General features: G+C 70.9%; 25 protein-coding genes. 15 read left to right on the top strand and 10 right to left on the bottom strand.

The genetic code is table 11. The annotated features are described in order from the left end of the window. Positions 1 to 113 precede the first annotated feature (113 nt). Positions 114 to 1,646 (top strand): alpha/beta hydrolase, encoded by a 1,533-nt coding sequence (locus ABH926_RS06400; RefSeq protein ID WP_370364403.1) that lies wholly within the window; start codon positions 114 to 116, stop codon positions 1,644 to 1,646. On the opposite strand, the gene ABH926_RS06405 is transcribed toward ABH926_RS06400, so the two are convergent. Together ABH926_RS06405 and ABH926_RS06410 are read right to left on the bottom strand one after the other, a co-directional pair. Next, complete coding sequence (locus ABH926_RS06405; protein WP_370364404.1) at positions 1,643 to 2,098, bottom strand: hypothetical protein; 456 nt, start codon at positions 2,096 to 2,098, stop codon at positions 1,643 to 1,645. The genes ABH926_RS06400 and ABH926_RS06405 overlap by 4 nt on opposite strands. Before the next feature lie 23 nt (positions 2,099 to 2,121). After that, entirely contained in the window at positions 2,122 to 2,634 is a 513-nt protein-coding gene (locus ABH926_RS06410) for an RNA polymerase sigma factor (protein WP_370364405.1), read from the bottom strand. Positions 2,635 to 2,901: 267 nt separating this feature from the next. Between ABH926_RS06410 and ABH926_RS06415 the strand changes: the two genes are divergently transcribed. The 3 genes from ABH926_RS06415 to pyrE all read left to right on the top strand — a co-directional run bounded on the left by ABH926_RS06415 (position 2,902) and on the right by pyrE (position 5,106). Next, the gene (locus ABH926_RS06415; protein WP_370364574.1) at positions 2,902 to 3,792 is read left to right on the top strand and encodes a serine protein kinase RIO; all 891 of its coding nucleotides are present in this window, start codon (positions 2,902 to 2,904) and stop codon (positions 3,790 to 3,792) included. A 74-nt stretch (positions 3,793 to 3,866) separates the two neighbouring features. Beyond that, positions 3,867 to 4,532 (top strand): hypothetical protein, encoded by a 666-nt coding sequence (locus tag ABH926_RS06420; RefSeq protein ID WP_370364406.1) that lies wholly within the window; start codon positions 3,867 to 3,869, stop codon positions 4,530 to 4,532. Between the two features lie 46 nt (positions 4,533 to 4,578). Further along, positions 4,579 to 5,106: an orotate phosphoribosyltransferase gene (gene pyrE, locus ABH926_RS06425; protein ID WP_370364407.1), complete on the top strand. Its 528-nt coding sequence runs from the start codon at positions 4,579 to 4,581 to the stop codon at positions 5,104 to 5,106. A 3-nt stretch (positions 5,107 to 5,109) separates the two neighbouring features. Here pyrE and ABH926_RS06430 read toward each other — a convergent pair whose 3' ends face one another. Genes ABH926_RS06430 through ABH926_RS06440 form a run of 3 tightly spaced genes read right to left on the bottom strand, consistent with a single transcriptional unit; the run spans position 5,110 to position 7,780 of the window. Continuing rightward, positions 5,110 to 5,841, bottom strand: coding sequence for an FAD:protein FMN transferase (locus ABH926_RS06430; RefSeq protein WP_370364408.1), 732 nt, complete (start codon positions 5,839 to 5,841; stop codon positions 5,110 to 5,112). After that, positions 5,838 to 6,416, bottom strand: a complete 579-nt coding sequence (locus ABH926_RS06435) for an FMN-binding protein (protein WP_370364409.1) — start codon at positions 6,414 to 6,416, stop codon at positions 5,838 to 5,840. The genes ABH926_RS06430 and ABH926_RS06435 overlap by 4 nt, the downstream gene beginning before the upstream one ends. A gap of 11 nt (positions 6,417 to 6,427) precedes the next feature. Beyond that, positions 6,428 to 7,780, bottom strand: coding sequence for a ferric reductase-like transmembrane domain-containing protein (locus ABH926_RS06440; protein ID WP_370364410.1), 1,353 nt, complete (start codon positions 7,778 to 7,780; stop codon positions 6,428 to 6,430). A gap of 93 nt (positions 7,781 to 7,873) precedes the next feature. On the opposite strand from ABH926_RS06440, the gene ABH926_RS06445 reads away from it, so the two are divergent. The 3 genes from ABH926_RS06445 to ABH926_RS06455 are packed head-to-tail and all read left to right on the top strand — an operon-like array spanning position 7,874 to position 10,798. Beyond that, the gene (locus ABH926_RS06445; RefSeq protein WP_370364411.1) at positions 7,874 to 8,608 is read left to right on the top strand and encodes a response regulator transcription factor; all 735 of its coding nucleotides are present in this window, start codon (positions 7,874 to 7,876) and stop codon (positions 8,606 to 8,608) included. Beyond that, positions 8,605 to 10,083, top strand: coding sequence for a sensor histidine kinase (locus tag ABH926_RS06450; protein WP_370364412.1), 1,479 nt, complete (start codon positions 8,605 to 8,607; stop codon positions 10,081 to 10,083). Before ABH926_RS06445 ends, ABH926_RS06450 begins: the two co-directional genes overlap by 4 nt. A gap of 10 nt (positions 10,084 to 10,093) precedes the next feature. Then, a complete protein-coding gene (locus tag ABH926_RS06455) occupies positions 10,094 to 10,798 on the top strand; it encodes an alpha/beta fold hydrolase (protein ID WP_370364413.1) in 705 nt (234 codons plus the stop codon). Here the strand turns inward: ABH926_RS06455 and ABH926_RS06460 are convergent. After that, complete coding sequence (locus tag ABH926_RS06460; RefSeq protein ID WP_370364414.1) at positions 10,785 to 11,753, bottom strand: ABC transporter ATP-binding protein; 969 nt, start codon at positions 11,751 to 11,753, stop codon at positions 10,785 to 10,787. The two genes, ABH926_RS06455 and ABH926_RS06460, sit on opposite strands and share 14 nt — an antisense overlap. Positions 11,754 to 11,866: 113 nt before the next feature. Here ABH926_RS06460 and ABH926_RS06465 point away from each other — a divergent pair, with 113 nt between their 5' ends. Beyond that, positions 11,867 to 13,042, top strand: coding sequence for a citrate synthase (locus ABH926_RS06465; protein WP_370364415.1), 1,176 nt, complete (start codon positions 11,867 to 11,869; stop codon positions 13,040 to 13,042). Between the two features lie 71 nt (positions 13,043 to 13,113). Here the strand turns inward: ABH926_RS06465 and ABH926_RS06470 are convergent, their stop codons facing one another. Together ABH926_RS06470 and ABH926_RS06475 are read right to left on the bottom strand one after the other, a co-directional pair. Further along, on the bottom strand, positions 13,114 to 13,470 hold the full coding sequence (locus ABH926_RS06470; RefSeq protein ID WP_370364416.1) for a VOC family protein: 357 nt from the start codon (positions 13,468 to 13,470) through the stop codon (positions 13,114 to 13,116). 46 nt (positions 13,471 to 13,516) lie between these two features. After that, positions 13,517 to 13,897 carry a hypothetical protein gene (locus tag ABH926_RS06475; RefSeq protein WP_370364417.1) on the bottom strand — a complete coding sequence of 127 codons (381 nt, stop codon included), beginning with the start codon at positions 13,895 to 13,897 and terminating at the stop codon, positions 13,517 to 13,519. A 194-nt stretch (positions 13,898 to 14,091) separates the two neighbouring features. On the opposite strand from ABH926_RS06475, the gene ABH926_RS06480 reads away from it, so the two are divergent. The 4 genes from ABH926_RS06480 to ABH926_RS06495 all read left to right on the top strand — a co-directional run bounded on the left by ABH926_RS06480 (position 14,092) and on the right by ABH926_RS06495 (position 19,668). Continuing rightward, a complete protein-coding gene (locus tag ABH926_RS06480) occupies positions 14,092 to 15,876 on the top strand; it encodes an acyclic terpene utilization AtuA family protein (RefSeq protein ID WP_370364418.1) in 1,785 nt (594 codons plus the stop codon). A 23-nt stretch (positions 15,877 to 15,899) separates the two neighbouring features. Beyond that, the gene (locus tag ABH926_RS06485) at positions 15,900 to 16,850 is read left to right on the top strand and encodes an aldo/keto reductase (RefSeq protein ID WP_370364419.1); all 951 of its coding nucleotides are present in this window, start codon (positions 15,900 to 15,902) and stop codon (positions 16,848 to 16,850) included. A 416-nt stretch (positions 16,851 to 17,266) separates the two neighbouring features. After that, a complete protein-coding gene (locus ABH926_RS06490; RefSeq protein WP_370364420.1) occupies positions 17,267 to 18,298 on the top strand; it encodes an ABC transporter ATP-binding protein in 1,032 nt (343 codons plus the stop codon). Next, complete coding sequence (locus tag ABH926_RS06495; protein ID WP_370364421.1) at positions 18,295 to 19,668, top strand: ABC transporter permease; 1,374 nt, start codon at positions 18,295 to 18,297, stop codon at positions 19,666 to 19,668. The genes ABH926_RS06490 and ABH926_RS06495 overlap by 4 nt, the downstream gene beginning before the upstream one ends. 87 nt (positions 19,669 to 19,755) lie before the next feature. Here ABH926_RS06495 and ABH926_RS06500 read toward each other — a convergent pair whose 3' ends face one another. Further along, positions 19,756 to 22,512 carry a PKD domain-containing protein gene (locus ABH926_RS06500; protein WP_370364422.1) on the bottom strand — a complete coding sequence of 919 codons (2,757 nt, stop codon included), beginning with the start codon at positions 22,510 to 22,512 and terminating at the stop codon, positions 19,756 to 19,758. 214 nt (positions 22,513 to 22,726) lie between these two features. Here ABH926_RS06500 and ABH926_RS06505 point away from each other — a divergent pair, with 214 nt between their 5' ends. Beyond that, complete coding sequence (locus tag ABH926_RS06505; protein WP_370364423.1) at positions 22,727 to 23,362, top strand: DUF1707 domain-containing protein; 636 nt, start codon at positions 22,727 to 22,729, stop codon at positions 23,360 to 23,362. A 123-nt stretch (positions 23,363 to 23,485) separates the two neighbouring features. Beyond that, entirely contained in the window at positions 23,486 to 24,100 is a 615-nt protein-coding gene (locus ABH926_RS06510; protein ID WP_370364424.1) for a DUF4291 domain-containing protein, read from the top strand. Here ABH926_RS06510 and ABH926_RS06515 read toward each other — a convergent pair. Beyond that, complete coding sequence (locus ABH926_RS06515) at positions 24,097 to 24,531, bottom strand: nitroreductase family deazaflavin-dependent oxidoreductase (RefSeq protein WP_370364425.1); 435 nt, start codon at positions 24,529 to 24,531, stop codon at positions 24,097 to 24,099. The genes ABH926_RS06510 and ABH926_RS06515 overlap by 4 nt on opposite strands. A 121-nt stretch (positions 24,532 to 24,652) precedes the next feature. Here ABH926_RS06515 and ABH926_RS06520 point away from each other — a divergent pair, with 121 nt between their 5' ends. Beyond that, positions 24,653 to 25,237: a gluconokinase gene (locus tag ABH926_RS06520; protein ID WP_370364426.1), complete on the top strand. Its 585-nt coding sequence runs from the start codon at positions 24,653 to 24,655 to the stop codon at positions 25,235 to 25,237. Positions 25,238 to 25,242 lie beyond the last annotated feature (5 nt).

A 25,242-nucleotide genomic window follows, 5' to 3' on the forward strand; every position in this document is an offset into this window, starting at 1 on the left:
CCGGCCGGGCGTTCTCGACAGCTTCCGCTCCCCCGATTGAGGGAGTTTCTCGGCGGCGGCCTTCCCTCCGCCGGGCGATCCGCCGGATGATCTCCGCCTCCTATCGTGGGGCCATGATCCATTGCAAAGCCCTGCGTTCGGTGTTCATCGGCGTGTCGTGTCTGGCGCTGATCGGTGTGGAGGGGCCCAGCGCGGCGGCGGCACCGGTCGATCCGTACGGCACGCTCGGCGCCCAGCACCTGGACTGGCAGGTGTGCGACTGGTACGCGCACCCGGCGCCCGGCGGCCCGGACTGGAGCCAGTACCCGGTGACCTACTGCGCCGACATCACCGTCCCGATGGACTGGTACGACCCGTCGAAGGGCACGATCAGCGTGCGCGTCACCAGAGTGCCCGGCAACGACGGCTCGGCCCGGCGCGGCATCCTGATGGTCGACCCCGGCGGCCCCGGCAGCGACGGATCCACCCTGGCGACGAAGACCGCGAAGTCCGAACCGGCCCTGCTGTCCGCCTACGACATCATCGGCTTCGCGCCGCGCGGCGTCGCCCCGTCCACCACCCTGGACTGCGGCATCGACTGGTCGAAGTACACCCCGGTCGCCGACGAGCGCGACCGCTCCCCCGCCACCACCGCGCTGCAACTCGCCGACGCGCGCCTGGTCGGTCAGAGCTGCGGCGCGGCGCCGCTGGCCCCGTACATCACCACCGACCAGACCATCCGTGACATGGACCTCATCCGGGCGCTGCTCGGCGAGCCGAAGGTCGACTACCTCGGGTTCTCGTACGGCACCTGGCTCGGCGCCTGGTACGCCGCGACGTTCCCGGCCCGCACCGACCGCTTCGCCCTGGACTCGAACATGGACTGGCGCGCCACCATCGAGGACGACTACGTCGACGCCTGGGCCCGCGGCTTCGACCGCCGCTTCGAGGTGCAGTTCCTGCCCTGGCTGGCCCGCCACGACGACCTCTACGGCTTCGGCGCCACCGCGGAGCAGGCGCAGGCCTCCTACGACGCGCTGCGCGCCGCGGTGGCGGCCCAGGGCCGCGGCAGCTCGCTGGACCTGTCGCAGGCGCAGGCGCTGTACAACGCGGACGGCTGGCCGCAATGGGCCGGGGTTCTCAAGGCCCTGCGAGCAGGCCCGACTCAGGCCACGACATTGCTGCCGGAGGTGCGGGTCCCGACCGGCAAGGCGAACAGCGGCGCGTACTGGGCCGTGACGTGCGCGGACACGCCGTGGTCGCACGATCCCGGGTACTGGGTGGCCGAGGGCGACCGGCTCGGTGCGGCGTATCCGCTGGTGGGTGCGGAGTCCACCGAGGAGCCGTGCGCGTTCTACCCCCACACCTCGCAGCATCCCGTGTCTCCCGGTGCGGACAACCTGCCGCGCATGCTGATGGTGCAGGACCAGTACGACCCGGCGACCCCGATCGAGGGCGCGCTGGAGGACGCGCAGGAATCGGATCAGGCGATGGTGTTCGTGCGGGACGGCGGCAACCACATCGCCTACGACACGGGCAACGCGTGCGTGGACGCGCATGTGAACGACTACCTGCTGGACGGCGGCGCCCCGACATCAGCGGTCTGCGAAGCGATGCCCCTGCCGCTGGACGACAAGGTCTATCCCCAGCGCAAGCCCCAGCCCTAGCCCTCCACGCGCCTGCGCACCTTGCCCAGGGTGCGCAGCACGGCGCGCCGGCCGAGGAGCAGCGGCACGACCTTGCGGATACCGGCGGTGCGGACGGCGCCGCAGCCCGCGAGCAGGGTGGCGTCGCCGTCCGCGACCGCCGCGAACCCGCCGACGACGAACCGGTCCTGCATGACGCACCAGCCCTCGCGCAGCTCCACCTCGAAGCGGCCGCGGTTGCCGAGCAGGCCGGTGGCGAGCGCCGAGCCGTCGGCGGCGAGCTCGAAGCGGCGGATGAAGCCGATCAGGTCGGGGATGCTGTGGTCCAGGTCCGCGAGGTAGTGCCAGACGCGGTCGAAGGGGGCTTCGATGCGGAGCTCGCCGTAGGCGCCGGACGGGAGTGCCGAGGCCAGGACACGCATGCGGCGGACGGGGTCGAGGTCCGCGACCGGCCAGCCACTCATGCCGCTCATGCCACTCATCTCGTCCGCGCCGCTCATGACGTCCACTGCTTCCGGAACGCGGCCTTGGCCCGGCTCAGCCGCGATTTCGCCGTCCCCGCCGACACCTCCAGCACCTCCGCCGCAGCCCGCTCGTCCAGACCCTCCACCTCGCGCAGCATCAGGATCGCACGGTGTTCCGGCGACAGCCGGTCCAACACGTCCCGGACGTCGACCGCCAGCTCCGGGCTGCCGGGCGCCGGGAGCTCGGCGAGCTCCGCCGGCTGTTGGCGTGCGCCGCGCTGCGCGACCCGGATCGCCTCGCGCACCGCGATGCGCCGGACCCAGCCGTACAGTGCGGCCGGCTCGCGCAGTGTCCGCAGGTTCTGGAACACCGCGATCAGCGCTTCCTGGGCGGCGTCCGGTGCGTCGGACAGGGCGATCGGCGCGCACAGGCGGCCGACGTAGGGCGTCAGCTCGTCCAGGAGGCGGCTCATCGCCAGCGCGTCGCCGCCTTGGGCGGCGCGGACCCAGCGGACGGCGGTAGGCGGGTCCGCGTCGGCGCTCACGGGCTTGATCGTACCGGCGGTGCGAATAATCGCTTGCGCGCCGTCGGATGGCGTGCCAAGGTCGTGCGCATCGCCGACCACCGGGTCGCCGATCGAGTTCTCCTGAAAGGAGGTGGGGACAGTGACGTCTTTCGTCATTGCCGCGCGCGCGGAATCCCGAACCTTTTACCTCCTTTCTTTCTGGAGAACACCACAGTGCCTAAGCACTCGCAGTACCTGAACGACGATTTCGAAGACTTCGAGGACACCTCCGCGCGCCCGCAGCGCATGCGTCGGCGCGTCGACGAATCCCTCGCCAGCCCGAGCCGCAAAGGCCGCCTCACGCTTGAGGAGAAGGCCCGCCTCGCCATCGAGCGCGAGAACGCGGACATGGCGCCGCCGGAGGGCGACCGCTGGTCCAACTGGCCCGACGCCGGCCACGGCCCCGAGCCGCGTCCGGAGTGGGTGATCACCGAGCAGGGCGCCTGCGACCACGAACTCGGTGTGCTGAAGACCGGCAAGGAAGCGGACGTGTTCCTGTTGCGCCGCGTCTCCCCCGACACCGGCGCCGAGGTCACGATGGCCGCCAAGCGCTACCGCTCGAACGAACACCGCAATTTCCAACGCGACGCCGGCTACCTCGAAGGCCGCCGGCTGCGCCGCACCCGTGACATGCGCGCGATCGAGGGCCGTACCTCCTTCGGCATGAACCTGATCGCCCAGCAGTGGGCGATCGCGGAGTTCGGCGCCCTGTCCGACCTGTGGCAGGCCGGCGTGCCGGTCCCGTATCCGGTGCAGCTGTACGGCACCGAGCTGCTGATGGAGTTCGTCGGCGACCCCGACGGCACGGCCGCGCCCCGGCTGGCGCAGCTGCGGCCCGAGCCGGACGAGCTGCTGGACCTGTGGGAGCAACTGGTCTCGGCACTGCTGGCGCTGGCCGAGCGCGGCCAGACGCACGGCGACCTGTCGCCGTACAACATCCTGGTGCACCACGGCCGGCTGGTCCTGATCGACCTGCCGCAGGTGGTGGACGTGGTGGTGAACCCCAGGGGCCGGGAGTACCTGTCCCGGGACGTGCACAACGTCGCCAAGTGGTTCACCGCCCACGGCCTGCCCGAGCACTTCGCCGACCCCGGCCGCCTGCTGGAGACGCTGGCCGGCGAGGCACGCCTCACCTGAGAACCCTGATACCGCCGACCGCCGATCCGGCAGCCGAGATCCGCAGCAAGCGGATCTCGGCTACAGTCGCAGCGATGTCCGAGCAAACCTGGAATCCCTCCGAGATACTGCGCCGCACATTGTGGATCGGCGGCGCGCAATGGGCCGGCAAGTCGACGGTCGCGCGCATCCTCGCCCACCGCCACGGCCTCACCGCCTATCACTACGACTACCACGACGCCCGCGGCCACCAGGACCGGCGGATCGCTCGGCGCGTGGCGCTCGGGCAGAGTCTGCAGGATCCGCCCCCTGACACGGTATGGGTCCACACCACGCCGGAAGCCATGGCCGCGGAGACCCTCGCGGGCTTCCCGGATCGCTTCGATTGGGCCTTGGACGACCTGCGCGGCCTGTATTCGCCTCGCCCGATCATCGCCGAGGGCTGGGGCCTGCGCCCGGAACTGGTCGCGCCGTTGCTGGACAGCCCGCACCGGATGGTGGTGCTGGTCCCGAGCGAAGACTTCCGCCGCCACCAACTCAATACCCTGCCACGCGCCGCCGCGATGGGGATCCAGACCAGCGACCCGGCGCGCGCCCAGGCGAACCGCGTCGCGCGCGACCGCCTGGTCGCCGAGGACGCGGTGCGGCAGGCGGAGGCGCACGGGATCCGGGTGATCGAGGTGGACGGTTCGCGCGCCGCGTTCGCCGTCGCCGACGAGGTCACGGAGTGGTTCGGCGAGGCACTGACGGGGACCGGCTGATTCTGTTCGACACGACGCAGAACGCCGCCTGCGATACTGGCTGCCTGTGACCCACTCCGACCTCGCAGCCCGCATCCACGCCGCCGCCCACCTGACCGGCGACTTCGTCCTCCGCTCCGGCCGCACCGCGACCGAGTACTTCGACAAGTACCGCTTCGAGGCCGATCCCGTCCTGCTCGACGCGATAGCCGAGCGCATGGCCCCGCTCGTGCCGGCCGGCACCGAGGTTCTGGCCGGGCTGGAGATGGGCGGCATCCCTGTGGTCACCGCCCTGGGCCGGCACACCGGCCTGCCGTGCGCCTTCGTCCGCAAGGCCGCCAAGGCCTACGGCACGCGTCGTCTCGCCGAGGGTGCCGAGATCGGCGGTCGCCGGGTCCTGATCGTCGAAGACGTGGTCACCAGCGGCGGCCAGATCCTGCTGTCCACCGAGGAGTTGCGTACCCTCGGCGCCGACGTGCGCGAAGCCCTGTGTGTCATCGACCGCTGGCAGGGCGGCGCCGAAGCCCTGGCGGCACAAGACATCCGGCTGCTGTCTCTGCTCACCGCCGACGATCTGCGTACCGCAGGGGCCTGACCCTCACCCCGCCAGATACCGCGCGAATCCCGCCGTCTCCACGGTCGCCCCGTCCGGCAGCACCGCGTAGGCCTCGATTCCCGCGCGCTCCTCGACCCACTCCAGTCCGCGTTCCGGTCCCATGGCGAACACCGCGGTCGCGTACGCGTCCGTGTGCGCGATCCGGGTGCCGATCAGGGTCACCGAGGCGAAGCCGGTGGCCGGTTCGGCGGTGGCGGGGTCGATGATGTGCGCTCCGCGTTCGGCGGTGCCGGAGGTGGCGACGGCGAAGTCGCGGCCTCGGACCAGGGCCGTGTAGCGGTCGGGGTGCAGGGGGTCCGCGATGCCGACGGTCCAGGGGCGGCCCAGTTCCGCCTCGCCGCGGGCCTGGACGTCGCCGCCGCCGACGATCAGGTGGTTGCGGGAGCCCGCGGCGGTCAGGAGGCGGTCCACCTCCTCGATGGCCCAGCCCTTCACCCAGCCGCTGGGGTCCAGGCGGCCGGCCGGGTAGGCGGTGAAGGCGCCGTCGGTGTCGGCCTCGATCTCGGCGCAGCGGCGCAGGACCTCGGCGATCTCCGGGTCGCGTTCCACCGCCTCGCCGCGGGCCATGCGGCTGATCGGGCTGTCGTCGCGGTACGTCGAGAACTTCGCGTCGAGCGCGTGCAGGCGGGCCACGGCCGCCGGGATGCCGGCGCCGTCGTCGGCCGCGATCGAGAAGACCGTGCCCATCACCTGCTCGACGTGGCGGACCGTCACGCGCCGGCCTTGTCTATCGCGCTCTGCAGCGACTGCTGGTAGCCCTGGCTGGTGTACGTCGCGCCCGACACGCCGTCGATGTTCGCGCTCTGCGCGCTCATCGCCTGCTGGTTCAGCTGCGGAATGGCGTAGCTGTTGATCTCCTGGTCCCGGCCGGTCTCGGTGGGGTACTGGAGCACCTGGATCTGGGTGATCTTCTTGCCGTTGAAGGTGACCTCGAGCTGCACCGGCCCGTAGCGGGTGTCGACGGCGTCGCCGGTGACGTTCTTGGTCGTGGCGGCCGGGGCCGGAGCCGGGGCTGACGATTTGGCCGGCGCCGGGGCCGACGACGGGGCCGAACTCGGCGCCGACGAAGACGGTGCAGACGACGGTGCAGACGAAGGCGCGGAGCCGGACTGCGAAGAACTCGGCGCACTAGGCGCGCCGGGCTGACTCCCCTGCGCCCCCGACTGGGTGATCGTGAAGTTGTTGTTCGTCCCCTTGCCCGCAAGCGGCGTGTCGCTGTGCGGCTTCAGACCGAGCAGCAGGACGACCCCGGAAACGGTCGCGGTGCCGGTGACGATCGCGCGTCGCATTAACAGCCTCTCTAGAACTCGAACGACTCGTGGTGGATGTGCGAGGTGGGCACCCCCGCCTCCCGCAGCGCGGCGATGACCGCCTGCTGCATCGGCTCCGGCCCGCACAGATAGACATCGTGCGCCTTCAGGTCCGGCACCAGATTCATCAGCCCGCGCGGGGTGAGCGTCTTGCCGTGCCGGCGACGGCTGCCGACCAAGTACACCAGCCGGGCGCCCCGGTCGTGGGCGATGTCCTCCAGCTCGCGCCGGAAGATGATCTCCCGGTCGCTGCCGGCCCGGTAGAGCAGCGTCAGCCGCCCGGGCAGGGTCTCGAACAGGGCCCGGATCGGCGTGATGCCGACGCCCGCGGCGATCAGCAGCACCTGCGGCGAGCGGGCTTTGTCCTCGGTGAAGGCGCCGTAGGGCCCCTCGGCCCGCACCTTCGTGCCCGGCCGGAGCCGAGCCGCCGCCGAGCTGTGGTCGCCCAGGCTCTTGATCGTGAAGCGCAGGTAGTTCGGGTGCGGCGCGGCGGACAGCGAGTACGGGTTCGCCACCCAGCGCAGGTTCCGGGTCTGGAACTGAAGACGGAAGAACTGCCCGGGCCGGGCGTTCAGATCGTCCAGCCGCTCGCCCTTCAGGATCACCGAGTAGACGCCCGGCCCCTCCGGCACGACCGAGTGCACCCGCAGCTTGTGCCGCCGGTCGCGGACGTACGGCATCCACAGCCGGAACCAGCCGAGGGTCAGCGCCGCCAGCACGTAGTACGCGCTCCACAGCGTCTGCTCCGGCTGCACCGACAGGTCCGCGCCGTTGACGATCTGGTGGCTGAACGCCAGGGCGATCGCCAGATAGGTGGCCAGGTGCAGGTAGTACCACGTCTCGTAGCGGAGCTTGCGCCGGGCCACCCGCGCCGAGACGATGCCGGTGCCGAACAGCAGCAGGGTGCCGAGCGACCCCTTGATCATCTCCGGGTAATGAAAGATGATGTCCACACCCTCGGAAACCACGCCCTTGCCGTCCGTGAGGGCGTATCCCCAGATGATCGTGACGACGTGCGCACTGACCAGGAAGACCATGTACCGGCCGGCCAGCGCGTGCCAGCGCGCCAGCCGGTCGCTGCCCACCCGGTGCTCCAGAATCGGGATCCGGGCCATGAGCAGCAGCAGGACCGGCGCCAGGTAGCCGGCCAGCAGGCCGGTGATCCGGCCCGCGCCGTCCAGCCAGCCGGCCGCGCCGACGACGCTGGGCGTGGCGTGCCACCAGGCGGCCAGCACCGCGGCGGCGCCGGCCGCCATCAGCGCCAGGGCCAGCCGCGGGACGGTCTCGGGCGAGGTTCTCGCGCCGGTCGGCGCGGTGTCGCGGGACAGTGCGGTCGTGCTCATGCGACCGAGGTAAACAGTCCTAGCTTTGAGTTTCCTCAGAACGGCGTCCGCCGGGGAAGAATCCTTAGCCAATCTTCACGCTGGATGTGGACGATGACCGCCATGCCTGCGAATATCGCGAACCCGACGGAACCCTGGCGTTTCCTGGTCGTCGACGACGAGCCGGACCTGGTGGAGGTCGTCTGCGGCGCGCTGCGGCACGAGGGCTGGGACGCCGTGGGCGCGCACGACGGCCGGGAGGCGGTCTCGGCGGCGGCGACCTACCAGCCGGACGCCGTCGTGCTGGACATGATGCTGCCCGACATGGACGGCATGGAAGTGATGCGGCGGATTCACACCTCCCGCCCGGAAGTGCGCGTGTTGTTCCTCACGGCGCGCGACGCCGTGGAGGACCGGATCGCCGGCATCGCGGCCGGCGGCGACGACTACGTGGCCAAGCCGTTCAGCCTGGACGAGGTGGTGGTACGGCTGCGCAGCCTGGTGCGGCGCAGCGCGCGCGGACGGACCGGCCGGGTCGCGGGCCCCGACTGCCTGGTGGTCGGCGACCTAGTCTTGGACGAGGCCGCGCGGGAGGTGACCCGCGACGGCGAGCCGATCGAGCTGAGTCCGAAGGAGTTCTCGCTGCTGTGGTTCCTGATGCGGCACCCGCGACAGGTGCTGAGCAAGTCGCAGATCCTGGCCGAGGTGTGGTCGTACGACTACGGAGGGCAGGCGCACGTCGTGGAGCTCTACATCAGCTACCTGCGCAAGAAGATCGACGCCGGCCGCCCGGCGATGATCCACACGGTGCGCGGCGCCGGGTACGTGATCAAGGCCGCCGCTCCTTGAGCCGGCTCCGGCCGCGCACGCTGCGGGGACAGCTGACGCTCGGGCTGGTGGTGCTGCTGGCGGCGATCTTCGCCGGCATCGGCTTCGGCACCACAGCCCTGGTGCGCGGCTTCCTCGTGACGCGGCTGGACCAGCAGCTGACGGCGGCCGGGCCGCGCTACGCGCAGAGCCTGGAGCACGAACTGGCCGCCGCCGACACCCGCGGGCAGGCGCAGCGCACGTTCGGGGCCCGCGCCGACAACGGGGTGGTGACCCAGGTCGGCGTCGTCGACGGGACCAGCTCGACCGGCGACAACACCGGACAGGTCCGGCTGTCCGCGGCCGATTCCCGGGCGCTGCTCGCGCTGCCGCTGGACGGCTCGCCGCACACCGTGCGGCTCTCGACGCTCCAGGACTACCGGATGCGCGCGGTCAGCGGGGCCGACGGCGACGTCCTGATCACCGGCCTGCCGCTGTCCCAGGTCTCCGGGCCGGTGCGGGAGCTGGCCGTGGCCGAGATCGCGCTGTTCGCCGGGGCCGTGGCGGCCGCCGCGCTGGGCGGTGCGGCGTGGGTCCGGCTGGCGCTGCGGCCGCTGGAGCGGGTGGCCAGCACCGCCGAGCGGGTCAGCACCCTGTCGCTGGCCAGCGGCGAGGTGGCGCTGGACGTGCGGGTCCCGGACGCGGACCGGCATGACGAGGTGGGCCGGGTCGGCGCGTCCCTGAACCGCATGCTGGGCCACGTCGAGGACGCCCTGGCCCGGCGCCGGTCCGTCGAGCTCCGGCTGCGCGACTTCGCCGCCGACGCCGGGCACGAGCTGCGCACCCCGCTGGCCTCCGTCCGCGGCCACGCCGAGCTGGTGCTGCGGCGCGGCGGCGAGCTGCCGGACGACGCCCGGCACGCGCTGACCCGGATCGAGGCCGAGTCCCGCCGCATGGGCACCATCGTCGACGACCTGCTCCTGCTGGCGCGCCTGGACGCGGGCCGGCCGCTGGAGTCCAAAGAGGTCGACCTGACGCTGCTGGTGCTGAACGCGGTGGACGACGCGCGCGCCGCCGACACCGACAGCGACGCGGCGTCGGCCGACGGCCTGGCGCCGACCCGCCACGAATGGCGCCTGGACCTGCCCACCGACCCGGTGACCGTGCTCGGCGACCCGCACCGGCTGGCCCAGGCGGTGGCGAACTTCGTGGCCAACGCCCGCGTGCACACCCCGCCCGGGACGCTCGTCACGGTCGGCATCACGGTGCACGCCGGCCGGGTCCGGCTCGCGGTCGAGGACACCGGCCCTGGACTGGCCCCGGACTTCGCGGACCGGGTGTTCGACCGCTTCACCCGCGGCGATCCGGCCCGGGCCCGGAGCTCCGGCAGCACGGGCCTGGGGCTGGCCATCACCCGCGCGGTCGCCGAGGCGCACGGCGGGCGGGTCGAGGTGCGGTCGCGGCCGGGGCGCACGGTGTTCGAACTCGTGCTGCCGGTACGGCCGGCGCAGGGCTAGAGTCGGCGCCATGACCGTCGACCAGATCGCCGATGTCAACGGCCTGAGTCTGCACTACCGGGAGACCGGCCCGGCCGACGGGACGCCACTGATCGCGGTGCACGGACACCCGGGCACGGCCCACGTCTGGGACGCCACCGCGGCCGCCCTCGAAGGCTTCCGCGTCCTCGCGCCGACCCTGCGCGGCTATGGCGACAGCGGCCGTCCGGGTGAATACGGGTTCGCATTGTGGCGGGACGACGTCTTCGGGTTCGCCGACGCGCTCGGGCTGGACGAGTTCGTGCTGCTCGGCCACAGCATGGGCGGCACGGTGTGCGCGCTTGCGGCCTCCCGGCACCCCGAACGGCTCAAAGCCCTGATCCTGGAGGACACGGTCCCGCCGAAAGACGGCATGGACCTTCCGGCCCCGAAGCATATACAGGAAGAGCCGCCCTATGACTGGGACGTGCTGCCCGCCGTCTTCGACGCGATCCGCTCGCCCGATCCGGCGTGGTGGCCGGACCTGGCGCGGATCACGGCGCCGACGCTGGTCGTCGCCGGCGGACCCACCAGCCACGTCCCGCAGGACCTGCTGGCCGAGGCGGCGGCGCTGATCCCCGGCGCGCTGCTGGTGACGCTGGAGGGCGCGGGCCACACTCCGCACCGCGACACCCCCGAGCGGTTCCTGGCCGAGGTCCGGTCCTTCCTCGCCGGCCTGGCGATCACGCCGCGCTAGGCGCGCTGTCCTTCTCCGGCGCGCCGCCGCGCTCCGGATCGGCGTAGTGCCGCAGGAACAGCTCCTCCAGCGTCGGCGGCCGGCTGGTCATCGACCGGACGCCCTCGGTCCCGAGCAGCACCATCAGCGCCGACAGGTGCTCGGTGTCGACGGCGCACTCCAGCCGCACTCCCCCGCCCTCGCCCGGCCCGAGCTCGGTGACCCGCAGCTCGTGCAGCCCGGCGAAGCCGTCGAGGCCGGCCGGCAGCCGGCCCAGCTCGGCGCCGACCAGGGTGCGGGTCAGGTGCCGCAGCTCGGGCAGCGTCCCGGACTCGGCCACCCGGCCGCGGCGCACGATGCTGACCCGGTCGCAGACCTCCTCGACCTCGGACAGGATGTGGCTGGACAGCAGCACGGTGCGGCCGCGGGCCTTCTCCTCGGCCAGGCAGGCCCGGAACTCGGCCTCCATCAGCGGGTCCAGGCCGCTGGTCGGCTCGTCCAGGACCAGCAGTTCGGTCTGGGAGGCGAACGCCGCGACCAGCATCACCTTCTGGCGGTTGCCCTTGCTGTAGGCGCGGCCCTTCTTGCCCGGGTCCAGGTCGAAGCGCTCCAGCAGTTCGGCCACGCGCTTGGCGTCGGTCGTGCGGCCGCGGAGCTTGGCGAGCATCGCCAGCACCTGGCCGCCCGACAGGTCCGGCCACAAGGCGACGTCGCCGGGGACGTAGGCCAGCCGACGGTGCAGGGCCACCGCGTCGCGCCAGGCGTCGCGGCCGAACAGGCGCACCTGGCCGGCGTCCGGGCGCAGCAGGCTCAGCAGGATCCTGAGGGTGGTGGACTTGCCGGCGCCGTTGGGGCCGAGCAGGCCGTGGACCTCGCCGGGGGCCACCGCCAGGTCCAGCCCGTCCAGCGCCCGCGTGGCCGCCGGTCCGCGCCCGAAGGTCTTCACCACCGCGGTGAGGGAGATCACATCCGTCACTACGTCAGCGTACACCCCATGATCATCACATATCACCAACGGCGCCGATTGACGCACAACGCCGGGAACTCCAAGATCGGGGTTACGACACAATCACACAAGGAGGCACGACGATGCTCGAATCCGAGCAGCCTCGCCCCACGCGGAGCGTCACCACCGTCGAGGTTCCGCGCGGTCTGGCCGGTGTCATCGTCACCGACACGAAAGTCGGCGACGTGCGCGGCGAGGAAGGCTTCTACCACTACCGCCAGTACAACGCGGTGGAGCTGGCCGAGAAGCGGACCCTGGAGGATGTCTGGGTCCTGATGATCGACGGCTACCTGCCGGACGCCGCCCAGCGCGCGGCGTTCATCGCCGAGACCACGCCGCTGCGGCACGTCCCGGACAAGGTGAAGGCGCTGCTGCCGGCCATCGCCGAGGCGGTGCACGGCGAGCCGATGAACGGTCTGCGCGCGGCGCTGCCGCTGCTGGCCGGCCAGCGCGGCATGCGGCCGATCTACGACATCGACGAGCAGACCCGCCGGGCCGACGCGCTGTACATCAGCGCCCTGGCCCCGACGGTGCTGACCGCGATCCACCGGCTCGGCAAGGGCCTGGAGATGGTGGAGCCCCGCGACGACCTGTCGTACGCGGCGAACTACCTCTACATGCTCACCGGCTCCGAGCCCACGCCGGAGCAGGCCCGCGCGATCGAGCAGTACCTGATCTCGACCGTGGACCACGGCTTCAACAACTCCACGTTCACCGCCCGCGTCATCGCCTCGACCGGCGCCGACCTGGCCGCGGCCGTGACCGGCGCCCTGGGCTCGCTGTCCGGCCCGCTGCACGGCGGCGCGCCGTCCCGGGCCCTGGACACCCTCGACGAGATCGGCACCCCCGACAAGGCCGAGGACTGGGTCCGCGAGCAGGTCGAGGCCGGGGCGCGGATCATGGGCTTCGGCCATCCGGTCTACCGCACGGACGACCCGCGCTCGATCATGCTGCGCGGCGTGGCCCAGCGCCTGGGCGGGGACCTGGTGGACTTCGCCGTGGCGGTGGAGGAGCACGTGCTCAAGGCGCTGGCCGAGCTGAAGCCGGGCCGCCAGCTCTACACCAACGTCGAGTTCTACGCCGGCGTGGTCATGGAGCTGTCCGGGGTGCCCCGGGACATGTTCACCCCGACGTTCGCCACCTCGCGGGTGATCGGCTGGTGCGCGAACATCCTGGAGCAGGCGCAGGACTCGAAGATCATCCGGCCCGCGGCGCACTACTCCGGTGTATCGGCGCCGCAGCCGCTGCCGGAGGACTGAGAGCAGTACACAATGAGCAGGGTTCGGATTCTGAAGGGATCCGGGCCCTGATTGCGTTCTCCGGCGGGTTCTCAGCCGGCGGGCTCCCAGAGCTCGATCCGATTGCCCTCCGGATCGGTCACCCACCCGAAGCGGCCGATGCCGTCCATCTCCTGCACGTCGTCGGCGACGTCGGAGCCCTTGTCCCGCAGCTGCCGCAGCATCGCGTCGAGGTCGCGGACCCGGAAGTTCAGCATCACCTGCTGCGCGCGCGACCCGAAGTAGTCGGTCTCGGCGTCGAAGGCCGCGAACACCGTCGGCCCGGGCTCCTGCGCCCACTGGCCGTGTTCGTCCATGTCCAGGCCCAGGCAGTCGCGGTACCAGGCCGTCAGGGCCGCCGGATCGGCGGCGCGCAGGAAGTGTCCACCGATTCCCAGCACTCGTTCCATGGCGCCATCCTGCCAGCGCCGTACCCACAAACCGCGCCGCGGCGCGTCAGGCCCGGCCGCGCCGGCGGCGCCGCCCGACGTTCACCGCCACGTTGATCACCATGATCCCGGCCCAGGCCATCGGCACCACGACCGGCGTGGAGTTCGGACCGCTGCAGCAGATGGTGACCGCGGTGCCGGCGGCCAGCGAGCCCAGGGCGGTCCAGCGCGCGGTCACCGCGTCGGCGACCTCGCCCTCGTCGCGGCGCCTCGGGGCCGGCTCCACCAGGCCCGCGCCGCCGGTCCGGGCCAGTACCTCGGTGTCGATGCGGCGCTGTATCCGGTCCGCCAGCGAGGCCGCGATCTCGTGTTCGTAGTCCGGCCCCAGTTCCCTGCGGGCCGCCAAGGCCGCCGCGATCTCCTGCGGCGTCAGCTCGTCGACTGTCATGGCGTGACGATATATCGCGGACGGTTCGGGGAAATCGGTCTGGCGGGTGACATACCGGAGGATGACGGTCTCGTCCTGGAGGAGGATTCGCTCGACCTTGTTATAGGAAATCCTGCGCGCTACTGGCCCGCCAGGGGGCACCCCGCGGGTAAAGTCACGGGGAGAGCCCGGTTCACACTACGAGGAGTCGTGAAGTGAACACCAACGTCCTGCCAAGGCGCCCGGTCCGCATCGCGAATTCGTCGGGGTTCTACGGCGATCGCCTGTCCGCGGCCCGGGAGATGGTGGACGGCGGCCCGATCGACGTCCTGACCGGCGACTACCTCGCCGAGCTCACCCCGCTGCTGCTGTACAAAGCCCGCGAGCGCGGCGGGCCCGGCTACGCGCGCTCGTTCCTGGCGCAGATGAACCAGGTGCTCGCAGCCTGCCAGGAGAAGGGGATCAAGGTCGTCACCAACGCCGGCGGCCTGGATCCGGCGCGGCTGGCCGAGGATCTGCGAGCCCTGATCTCGCATCTGGGCCTGCGCCTGAAGGTGGCCCACATCGAGGGCGACGACCTGCTGCCGCTGCTGGCCGAGCTGCGCGCCAAGAACGTGCCCTTCGAGAACCTGGACACCGGCGAGCCGTTCCGCGACGCAGGCGTTCCGGTGTCGGCCAACGCCTACCTGGGCGCCTGGGGCATCGCCGCGGCGTTAGCCGCCGGCGCGGACATCGTGGTCTGCGGCCGGGTCACCGACGCTTCGCTCGTCGTGGGCCCGGCCGCTTGGTGGCACGGCTGGGACGGCGAGGACTGGGACGCCCTGGCCGGCGCGGTCGCCGCCGGGCACGTCATCGAGTGCGGCCCGCAGTGCACCGGCGGCAACTACTCCTTCCTGGACGAACTGCCCGACACCCGGGTCCCCGGCTTCCCGATCGCCGAGGTGGCCCACGACGGCTCCGCGGTGATCACCAAGCACCCGGGCACCGGCGGCGTGGTCTCGGTCGGCACCGTCACCGCCCAGCTGCTCTACGAGATCGAGAGCCCGGCCTATACGAACCCTGACGTCACCGCGCACTTCGACACCCTGCGCCTGACCCAGCAGGCCCCGGACCGGGTCGAGATGCGCGGCGCCAAGGGCATGACCGGCCCGCACAAGCTGAAGGTCGCCTTCAACTACCGCGGCGGCTTCCGCAACTCGATCACGCTGGGCGTCACCGGTCTGGACATAGAGGCCAAGGCGGGCCTGGCCGAGGCGCAGATCTTCGACACGCTCGGCGGCCGCGCCCGCTTCGCCTCGGTGGACGTGCGGCTGCAGCGCAGCGACAAGCCGGCCGAGCAGGCCCGCACCGACGAGGAGGCCACCGCCTACCTGCACATCACGGTCAAGGACCCGGATCCGGACAAGGTCGGGCAGGCCTTCACCGGCGCCGTGACCAGCCTGGCCCTGGCCGGCTACTCCGGGTTCCACCCCACCGCGCCGCCCACCCGGGAAGTCGAGTACGGCGTCTACTGGCCGACCTTGATCCAGGACCGCCACGTGGACCATGTCGCGGTCCTGCCCGACGGCGAGCGGGTGCCGATCCGGCCGTGTCGCCGACCGATGGGGACCGCGCTGCACCTGGACGCCGCGCGCCCGATCGAGCCCTTCTTCTCCGACGGGATGAAGCGGCTGGCCCCGCTCGGGCTGGTCTGCGGCGCGCGTTCGGGTGACAAGGGCGGCAACGCCAACGTCGGGCTGTGGACCCGCACCGACCGGGCCTTCGCCTGGCTGCGCGAGACGGTGGACGTCGACACCTTCCAGAAGCTGGTCCCGGACTCCTGCGACCTGCGCGTGGAGCGCTTCGAGCTGCCGAACCTGCGGGCGGTGAACTTCGTCGTGTACGGCATGCTCGGGGAGGGTGTGGCGTCCTGCACGCGGGCCGATCCGCAGGCCAAGGGGCTCGGCGAGTTCGTGCGCTCACGGCTGGTCATGGTTCCGGTGGAGTTCCTGAACGGCTGAGGACGCCGGACTAAGATCGATCCATGCGCTATCGTCACCTCGGCAATTCCGGTCTGCTCGTCTCCGTCGTGGGCCTGGGCTGCAACAACTTCGGCGGCCGCCTGGACGTGGCCGGAACCCGGCGCGTCGTGGACGCCGCGATCGAGGCCGGCATCACCCTGCTGGACACCGCGGACATCTACGGGCAGTCGAAGTCCGAATCCTTCCTCGGCGAGGTCCTGGAGGGCCGCCGCGACCAGGTCGTCCTGGCCACCAAGTTCGGGCATCAGAGCTATGACATGGGCTACCCGGCGGCCTCCGGCGCCAAGGGCGGCCGGTCCTACATCCGGCACGCCGTCGAGGCCTCGCTCAGGCGCCTGCGCACCGACTACATCGACCTGTACCAGCTGCACACCCCGGACCCGTCCACCCCGCTCACCGAGACCCTGTCGGCCCTGGACGACCTGGTCCGCGAGGGCAAGGTCCGCTACCTGGGCAACTCCAACTTCGCCGGCTGGCAGATCGCCGAGGCGCACTACGTCGCCGAGCAGCTGAACGCCACCCCCTTCATCTCGGCCCAGAACCACTGGTCCCTGCTGGTCCGCGACGCCGAGACCGAAGTCGTCCCGGCCGCCGAGCACTTCGGCCTGGGCGTCCTGCCCTACTTCCCCCTGGCCAACGGCCTGCTCACCGGCAAGGTCCGCCGCGAGAGCGGCATCCCGGCCGGCGCCCGTCTGGCCGACCGCCCGAACTGGGTCACCGAAGAGCGGCTGGACAAGGTCGAGGCACTCATCGCCTGGGCCGACAAGCACGGCCGCAGCATCCTGGAGGTCGGCATCGCGGCCCTGGCAGCCCAGCCCGGCTGCGCCTCGGTGATCTCCGGCGCCATGTCGCCGGAGCAGGTCCAAGCCAACGCCGCCGCCGGCGACTGGGAGCCGACCGCCGAGGAGCTGGCGGAGATCGACGCGATCGTGCCGGCGCCGGCGCGGCAGTAGGCGGCGCGCGGGGCTCGGTAGGGGCCCGGTAGGGGCCCGGGACGGGGTGATCACGCCGCGAGCGCGCTTTGGGCGGGGCAGGCAGCACTGCCTTGGCCGGGCGCGGTCGCGGCGTTGGTCGCGGGCGCCTTAAACCGAACCACCCACCCACCCACCCACACCGCCACCCGCCAGCGCGAAACGCGCCGCTCAACCGAACCGCGCCACCAACGGATCCGTCTTCAACCCGCGCGAAGACTCCTTGTCAGCCTCCTGTGACCCCTCTCCCTGACAGCCCCGAGCCACGGCCGCCCGGCCCCCGTCGTTGCCCGGCCCCCTCGCGTTCCTTGAACATTCAGCCGTTTCGCGGGTGAGCGCCAAGTGCCAGGGGTAGGTTCCTCCGGAATCAGATGGCCGTCCGGCAGAGGGAGGAGCGGATGGATACCACCGTCGCGGTGAGGGGACGCGGTATCACCAAGGTCTTCGGTGATGTCGTCGCGCTCGATCATGTCGATGTGAGCATGGCGAAGGGCCAGATCCACGGCTTGGTCGGTCCGAACGGTGCCGGCAAGACCACACTTCTGGGCCTGTTGCTCGGGTTGGCGGTCGCCGACCAGGGGAGTCTGGAGATCTTCGGGGCTCCGGTGGGCCGGACGCCGGCCGCGCCAGACGGAGTGTCAGGGTTCGTCGACGGTCCGGGGCTGTATCCCACCCTCACCGCGAAGCAGAACCTCGCCGCGCTCGTCGCGCTGCGGCACCGGGACGCGCCCAGCATCGGGATCGACGAGGCGCTGGAGCAGGTCGGGTTGACCGAGGTGGCCAACGACAAGGTGCGCGGCTTCTCGCTGGGCATGCGGCAGCGGCTCGGTCTGGCCGCCGCGCTGCTGACCAAGCCGCGGCTGCTGGTGTTGGACGAGCCGGCCAACGGGCTGGACCCGGCGGGCAAGAGGCATGTGCACGGGGTGCTCAACCGGCTGGCGGCCGACGGCGCCACGGTCATCCTGTCCAGCCACCGGATGGACGACCTGGAAGCCCTGTGCTCCGAGGTCACGATCCTGTCCACCGGACGCGTGGTCTTCTCCGGCCCGCTGAACAAGCTTTCCGAGGAGAACCGCGAACTCGACTACCGGCTGCGCGTCTCGAACACCGCCGACGCCCGCGCTGTCGCGGACCAGACCCCCGGGGTGCGCGTCATCGAGGGCTCCGACGCCGTCGCACGAGGCGACAGCGAGGTCATCGTCGTGCGCGGGCATGTGGCGGCGATGGACGAGCTCGTGGCCCGCATCGTGCGCGCGGACATAGCACTGCGCGAGTTGGCGCCGGTCGTCTCGCCGCTGGAGGCGGCCTTCCTGGCGCTCACCGAGCAGCCGGCCACCGCTGACGCCGCAGCCGGAAGCGAAGCCGGAGCCGCCGCCACCGCCACCGCCCCCACCCCCACCCCCGACCAGCACCAGGAAGCCGGCCGATGACCGCCACCGTCACCGACACCCCCGCCCCCACCCCCGAGGCCGAGACCCCGATCGCCCGCCCGGTCCCGGTCTCCCGCGTCCTGCGCTTCGAGCTGACCAAGCAGTTCTCCGCCTGGCGTGTCCGCCTCCTGATTCTCCTGTGCTGGATCGGCCCGGCCCTTCTTGTCTTCGCGATCGACCAGCAGAGCACCCTGCCCTCCGACACCCTGTTCGGCCGCTGGATGCACGCCACCGGCTGGGCCGGCTCCCTCGTAGCCCTGGGCTTCTGCGGAACGTGGGGACTGCCGCTGATCACCTCCGTGGTCGCCGGTGACGTCTTCGCCTCCGAGGACCGCCTGGGCACCTGGCGCCACCTGCTCATCGCCATCCGCTCCCACCGCCGCATCTTCGCGGCCAAGGCGATCGCCAGCCTCACCGTGATCCTGCTCCTGGTCGCGGGCCTGGCCTTCTCCAGCATCCTCGGCGGCCTGCTGGCCGAGGGCAACAACCCCCTGGTCGGCCTGGACGGCCACAGCCTGTCCGGCGGGGACGCCGGCGGCAAGGTCCTGCTGGCCTGGATCAGCGTCCTGGCCCCGACCCTCGCGCTGGCCGCGATCGGCCTGCTCGGCTCGATCGCGCTGGGCCGCTCGCCGATGGGCCTGCTGCTGCCGATGATCGTCGCCCTGGGCATGCAGGCCGCGCAGATGCTGCCGCTGCCGGTCGCCGTCCGCCTGGCCCTGCCCGGCTACGCATTCATCTCCTGGAACGGCCTGTTCACCGACCCGCAGCAACTCAAACCCCTGATGATCGGCATCGCCGTCAGCCTGGTCTGGGCCGTCGTCGCCACCGTCCTGGCCTACCTGCTCTTCCTGCGCCGCGACTTCACCAACCTCACCAACGACGGCGCCGGACGCAGAGTCCTGACCCTCGGCGTCGTCCCGCTGGCCGGCGTCCTGGCCGCGACCATGGGCATCGTCGCCGTCTCGATCGGCGGCGCCGGCGGCTCGGGGATCAACCAGGACAAGGTCCAGAAGTCGGTGGCCACCGCGTTCGCGCACCTCTACGTGCTGCAGGAGTCGGAGATGCACCGGCCCCCGCTCACCGAGGCGCAGCTGCACACCTCCGCGTCATGCCTGAAGAGCGAGGGCATCGGCACGCAGGAGGGCTCGGGCAACGACTGGCGCTGCACGGTCTCCTGGAACGTCCCCGGCGACAACATCACCGCACAGTCCGTCTACCAGCTCGACGTCACCGCGAACGGCCGCTACATCGCCGACGGCGACGGCCCCCAGGAGGTCAACGGCTACTTCCTGATCGTCACCAACGGCAGCACGGTCTCCAACCCGCTGTGGCAGTTCGACGGCAACGTCAACCTCCTGCCCGCGCACTGAGCTCCCCGCGCACTGAGCGACAGCAACGCAGAACCGGCCGGGTGCTGAGCACCCGGCCGGTTCCGTCGTTCTGGACGCGCTAGAACATCAGCTCACGTTGACCGACGTGTCGTCGATGACGAACGACGTCTGGTACTCGGAGTCCTCGGTCCCGGTGAACTTGAGCGTCACCGTCTGCCCGGCGTACGCCGACAGGTCGAACGAGTGCAGCGAGTACCCGCTGTTGGCGTTGAGGTTCGAGTACGTGTACATGTTCTTCAGCACCGAGCCCGAACTGCTCAGCAGCTGCAACTGCAGCGTGTCGTACTTGGTGCTCGTCGTGGTCTCCGCTGTGTCGATGTGCATGTAGAAGTTGAACTTGTATGTCGAACACCCGGCGGGCAACGTCACCGTCTGCGCCAACGTGTCCGTCGTGGACTTGCCCCAGCCGTCGAGCCACGCGTCGTACGTCCCGCCGTGCGGCGGCTCGGACGTGCTGCTGTTGATCACCGAGACCGGGGTGTGCGTCGAGGTCACGGTCCACGGCGCCGGGTTGGTCTTCCCGTTCTCGAAGCCCGGGTTGCCCAGCAGCTGCCCGGCCGTGCAGCCGGTGCTGCCGGTCGGTGTCGCGCTGACCTCGTTGCTCTGTCCGCCCTCGCCGACGGGGTTCGACGCGGTCACCCGGTAGTAATAGGTAGTCCCACTGGTCAGCCCAGTATCCGTGCACGTCAAAGTGGTCCCGCTCAGGCCGCTGCAACCGCCCGAGGTCAGCAGCGACTCCGTGCCGCTGGAGGTCCCGCGGTAGACGCTGTACTTGGTGAGGGTCTCACCACCGGTGCTGGCCGGCGCCTGCCAGTTCAGCGTCACCTGGTTGGTGCCGCCGGCGGCTGTCAGGTTCTGCGGCGCGCTGGGCGGCACGCTGCCGACCGGATCGGCGGTGACCGTGACCGTCGAGGTCGCCGAGTTCGCCGGGGACGCGCTGTCCGTCACCGTCAAGGTCGCCGTGTAGGTGCCGACCGTGGAGTAGGTGTGGCTCGGGTTCTGCGCCGTGCTCGTCGCGGATCCGTCACCGAAGTTCCAGCTGTAGTGGTAGGCCGGGGTGCCGCCGGTCGCGGTCCCGGTGAAGTTCACCGCCAGCGGGATCTGTCCCGAGGTCGGCAGGCCCGACGCCGAGGCCGACAGCGGGTTGCCGACCGCGCTCACGTTCACCGCGACCTGCGATGTCGCCGTCTTGGCCGGGGAGGAAGCGTCGGTCACCGTCAGCGTCGCGGTGTAGGAGCCCGCGGAGCTGTAGGTGTGGCTGGGGCTCTGCGACGTGCTCGACGAGCCGTCGCCGAAGTTCCAGCTGTACGTGTACGGCGCCGTGCCGCCAGAAGCCGAGCCGGTGAAGTTCACCGCGAGCGGCGCGTTACCGGTGGTCGGGGATGCCGTGGCCGAGGCCGACAGCGGGGTCGAGCCCTGGACCCAGAAGTCCTCCAGCGGGTCGCCGAGGGCGGCCTGGTCGTTGGTGGTCATCGGGAAGGTGTTCAGGCCGATGTTGTCGTTCGGGTCGATGATGCCGGCCTTGACGTTCTGCATCGTCCGTTCCATCGCCGCGATCACGTTGTTGGTCGTGTACGCGACGTGGCTGACGTACGCCTGCTTGACGTACTGCGACGGGCCGATGACCACCAGCGGCACCCGGTAGGTGTTGCTGACGTGGTCCGAGCCGTTGTTGCCGTTCTGGGTGTCGTCCTCGGTGACGACGATCAGGGTGTTGTTCTTGTACGTCGCGTTGTTCTCGATCGCGTTCACCACGTTGTTGGTCGCGGTGTCGTTGCCGGGGATGTCCTGGTACGTGCCCGGGTGGTCGTTGAACAGCTCGACGTAGCTGTAGGCCGGCAGACCGTTGGTGTTGACGAAGTTGATGTAGTCGTTCGCCACGGTGCTGTCGGGGATGCTCTGGTTGGAGCAGGTGTACTCGTTGTAGTGCAGCTCCTCCGGGATGCTGGTGCCCGGACGGTTCGGCGGCAGGACCTCGAGCTTGCCGTCGGCCGGGTTCTTCCAGTAGCCCGAGCCGCTGCTGAGCATCCAGTAGAAGTCACCGTTCATGACGAACGTGTACGGGCTGCTGCCGCTGCCGGTGCCGGTCGGCGCTGTGCAGGCGTTGGTGCCCTCGTCCGTGGGACCGTTGGTGTTGCTCAGGAAGCGGTCGAACTGCGTCCCGTTGGACGGGTACGACTGCTGCTGCGAGCTGGACTGCGACTGGGCCGAGAACAGCCACCAGTGGTTGGGGCCCGACGGCGGCTGCGTGCCGGTGCTGTAGGAGTCCGACAGCGCGTAGGTCTTGGCCAGGTTGTGCAGGTCCGGCACCGAGCTGATGTGGTTGGTGCTCTGCACCTGGCCGTTGCAGCCGGCCTGGATGGTGGTGGCACAGTCGCCCAGGTAGTCGTCGAACGTGTGGTTCTCGCGGTACACGATGACGAAGTGCTGGAACGGCGGGAAGTACGGGGCCAGCGGGTTCACCGCCGCCACCGGCTGCTGGATCGCCGTGGCCGCCTTGCCGTTCGCGGCGGGCTCGTAGGTGATCCGGTTGTTCACCGCGAAGTCGTGCGGCTGCGGGAACTTCTGGAACTCCGCGCCCAGCGCCGCGAACTTGGCACTGGAGCAGTCGAAGTTGTCCGGCTTGTAGCTCTGCGGGCGCTGGCCGACCGGCAGGTTCTTGGCGTTGGTCGGGTCGGTGCTCGGGTTCCAGCCGATGAGGGTGCAGGAGCCGGGGCCGGATGTCGGCCTCTTGCTCTCCAGACCCTGGGCGGCTCCCGTGATCCCGCCCACTATGAGGGCGAGGAACGCGGCGCCGGCGATCCAACGTTTCCGTCTGATCATTGATGCTCCCTGATTGGGGGATGTGGGGAACGGCGCGAAAGTGGCGACGGTATTGTCTAAGCGAATAAGGGTCCGGACAAGGCCTGGCGAGGCACAGAACCCGCTGATAGCGAAGGCTTTCATTCGTCGTTGGTCCACAGTTGGCCTGATCCACTCCGGCGGCCATCCAACGCGACATATCGCGTTCGGCGCCGTTTCCGGCTACACTGCCCGCATGACCTCCGCGCCCGAAGAGAACCAGTTCGTCCCGGACGTGCGCGCCTCCGACGCCGAGCGCGACGAGGTGGCGGCCGTGCTCTCCGAGGCCCTGGCCCAGGGCCGGCTGACCAGCGCCGAGCTGGCCGAGCGGATCGACACCGCCTACGCCGCCAAGACCCGCGCCGAGCTGGTCCCGCTCACCGCCGATCTGCCGGCCGACCTGCGCCGGGCCCCGGCCGGCCCGATCGCCGCGGTGGAGCGCCAGCAGCTGAACGCGACGTTCAGCAAGGTGATCCGCTCCGGCCGCTGGGTGGCCGGCCGGCACACCGAGGCCACGGCCCGCTTCGGGGCCCTGATCGTGAACCTGGCCGACGCGGTCCTGCCGGGCCGGGAGATCACGCTGGACATCAACACGTTCTGCGGCAAGGCGATCATCACCGTCCCGGAGAACGCCCAGGTGGTCGACGAGGGCGGCGCGCTGTTCGGCAAGCGCGCGGTCACCGGCAGCGCGCCGGAGGGCGCCGAGGAGGGGCCGCTGATCCGCATCACCGGCAAGTCCACGTTCGGCAAGATCGTGGTGCACCGCAGCGGCGCGGGCGGCGACGCCGTGAACCCGGCGATCTGGTGGTGGGAGAACAGGCACCAGCGCTGAACCGGCACCAACTCTGAGGCCTGATATTCGTGGGCGCCGATGCTCGTGAGCCCTGATATTCGCGGGCGCGGAACGGGCCTATGCGCCAGACTCCCCTGAGCAGAACCAGAACGGGGAGCCTTCATGGCCAACACGAACAACCTTCCGCTGCACCAGGTGCGCGCGGACTACGACCGGACGACGATCGTCGTCTACCAGGCCTACCGGCCCGAGATCGCCGAGCCGGCGGTGGCCGCCCAGCGCTTCGTCGAGCCCTTCTCGCTGAACCGGATGACCTGGATCAAGCCGTCGTTCCTGTGGATGATGGGCCGCTGCAACTGGGCCCGCAAGCCCGGCCAGGAGCGCGTCCTGGCTGTGCGGATCACCCGCGAGGGCTGGGAGACCGCGCTGTCGCAGGCGGTGCTGACCAGCTACGAGCGCGGGGTGTACACCGACCGCGCGGACTGGGAGCAGCAGATCAAGAACGCGCGGGTCAACGTGCAGTGGGATCCGGAGCGGACGCTGTCCGGAGCGGTGCTCGACGCCCGCTCGATCCAGGTCGGGCTGAGCCGCCACGTCATCGCGGACTACGTCGACAGCTGGACCACCGAGATCCGCGACATCACGCCGACGGTCCGCAAGATGGCCGAGCTGATCAAGGAGGGACGTAGGGACCGCGCCGCCGAGCACCTGCCGAAGGAGCGGCCCTACGACCTGCCGCCGCGCATCGCGCAGCGGCTGTACCGCTGGAACCGCTAGGCGGCCGGCTCCAGGACCAGGATCGGGATCCGCCGGGACGTGCCCTTCTGGTACTCGCCGAACTGCGGCGCCTTGGCGACCACCTCGGCGTACAGCGCGTCGCGCTCGTCGTCGCCGACGACCCGTGCCTTCACCTTCACCGTCTGGACCTCGTCGTCCCCGGGCGTCTCGATGACGGTCTCGGGGTTCGCCTGGAGGTTGTGGAACCAGGCCGGGTGGTTGTCCCGGCCGGCGTTGGAGGCCACGATCACCCAGCCGCCCTCCGGCGCGGAGAACCACGCCACCGGGGAGACGTAGGGGGTGCCGGACTTCGCGCCGGTGTGGTGCAGCAGCAGCAGGCCCTTTCCGCCGAACTGCTCGACGCTGCCGGCGTTGGCCCGGAACTCCTCGATGATCTGCTGGTTCCAGGATTGGCGTTCTTCGTTGCTCATAACGGCGCCCAGCCACCGGTCGAAGGGGTTCTATTCCCGCCTGGTCACCGGCCCTCCCCCGAATGACCCATCCGGACTCACCGGCGAGCACCCTGACCTTGGCAATGTCAGTCTGGGGGACATGGCGCACCCGACCACTCCCCCGCCGGCCGCCTCCCCGACGGCCGCGCCCCCGGTGATCGTCGTCACCGGGGTCTCCGGCAGCGGCAAGTCGACCGTCGGCGCGGCCCTGGCCGGCCGCCTGGGCTGGGACTGGGCCGACGGCGACGCCTTCCACCCGGGCCGCAACATCGCCAAGATGGCCGCGCACGAACCGCTCACCGACGAGGACCGCATCCCGTGGCTCGACGAGATCGGCCGCTGGATCGACAACGCGGCGACCGCGCACCGCCCGGCGGTGATCGCCTGTTCGGCGCTGAAGCGCTCCTACCGTGACCGGCTGCGCGCGGGACGGCCGCAGGTCCGCATGGTCTACCTGGTCGTCGACCTCAAGACGCTGCACCGGCGGCTGACCGACCGGCAGGGCCACATGTTCCACGCCGACATGCTGGGCAGCCAGCTGGCCGTGCTGGAGCCGCCGACGCCGGACGAGGACGTGCTGATGGTGAAGTCCGCGGGCACGCCGGAGCTGACGGTGGACCACATCATCACCTGGGAGGGTCTGAGGCAGTACCTTCCGACGAGCGCGGAGCGGGGGGAGGGTTAGGGCCG

Origin of the sequence: Catenulispora sp. GP43, assembly GCF_041260665.1 — a bacterium.
In the GTDB taxonomy this organism is placed as follows: Bacteria; Actinomycetota; Actinomycetes; order Streptomycetales; family Catenulisporaceae; genus Catenulispora.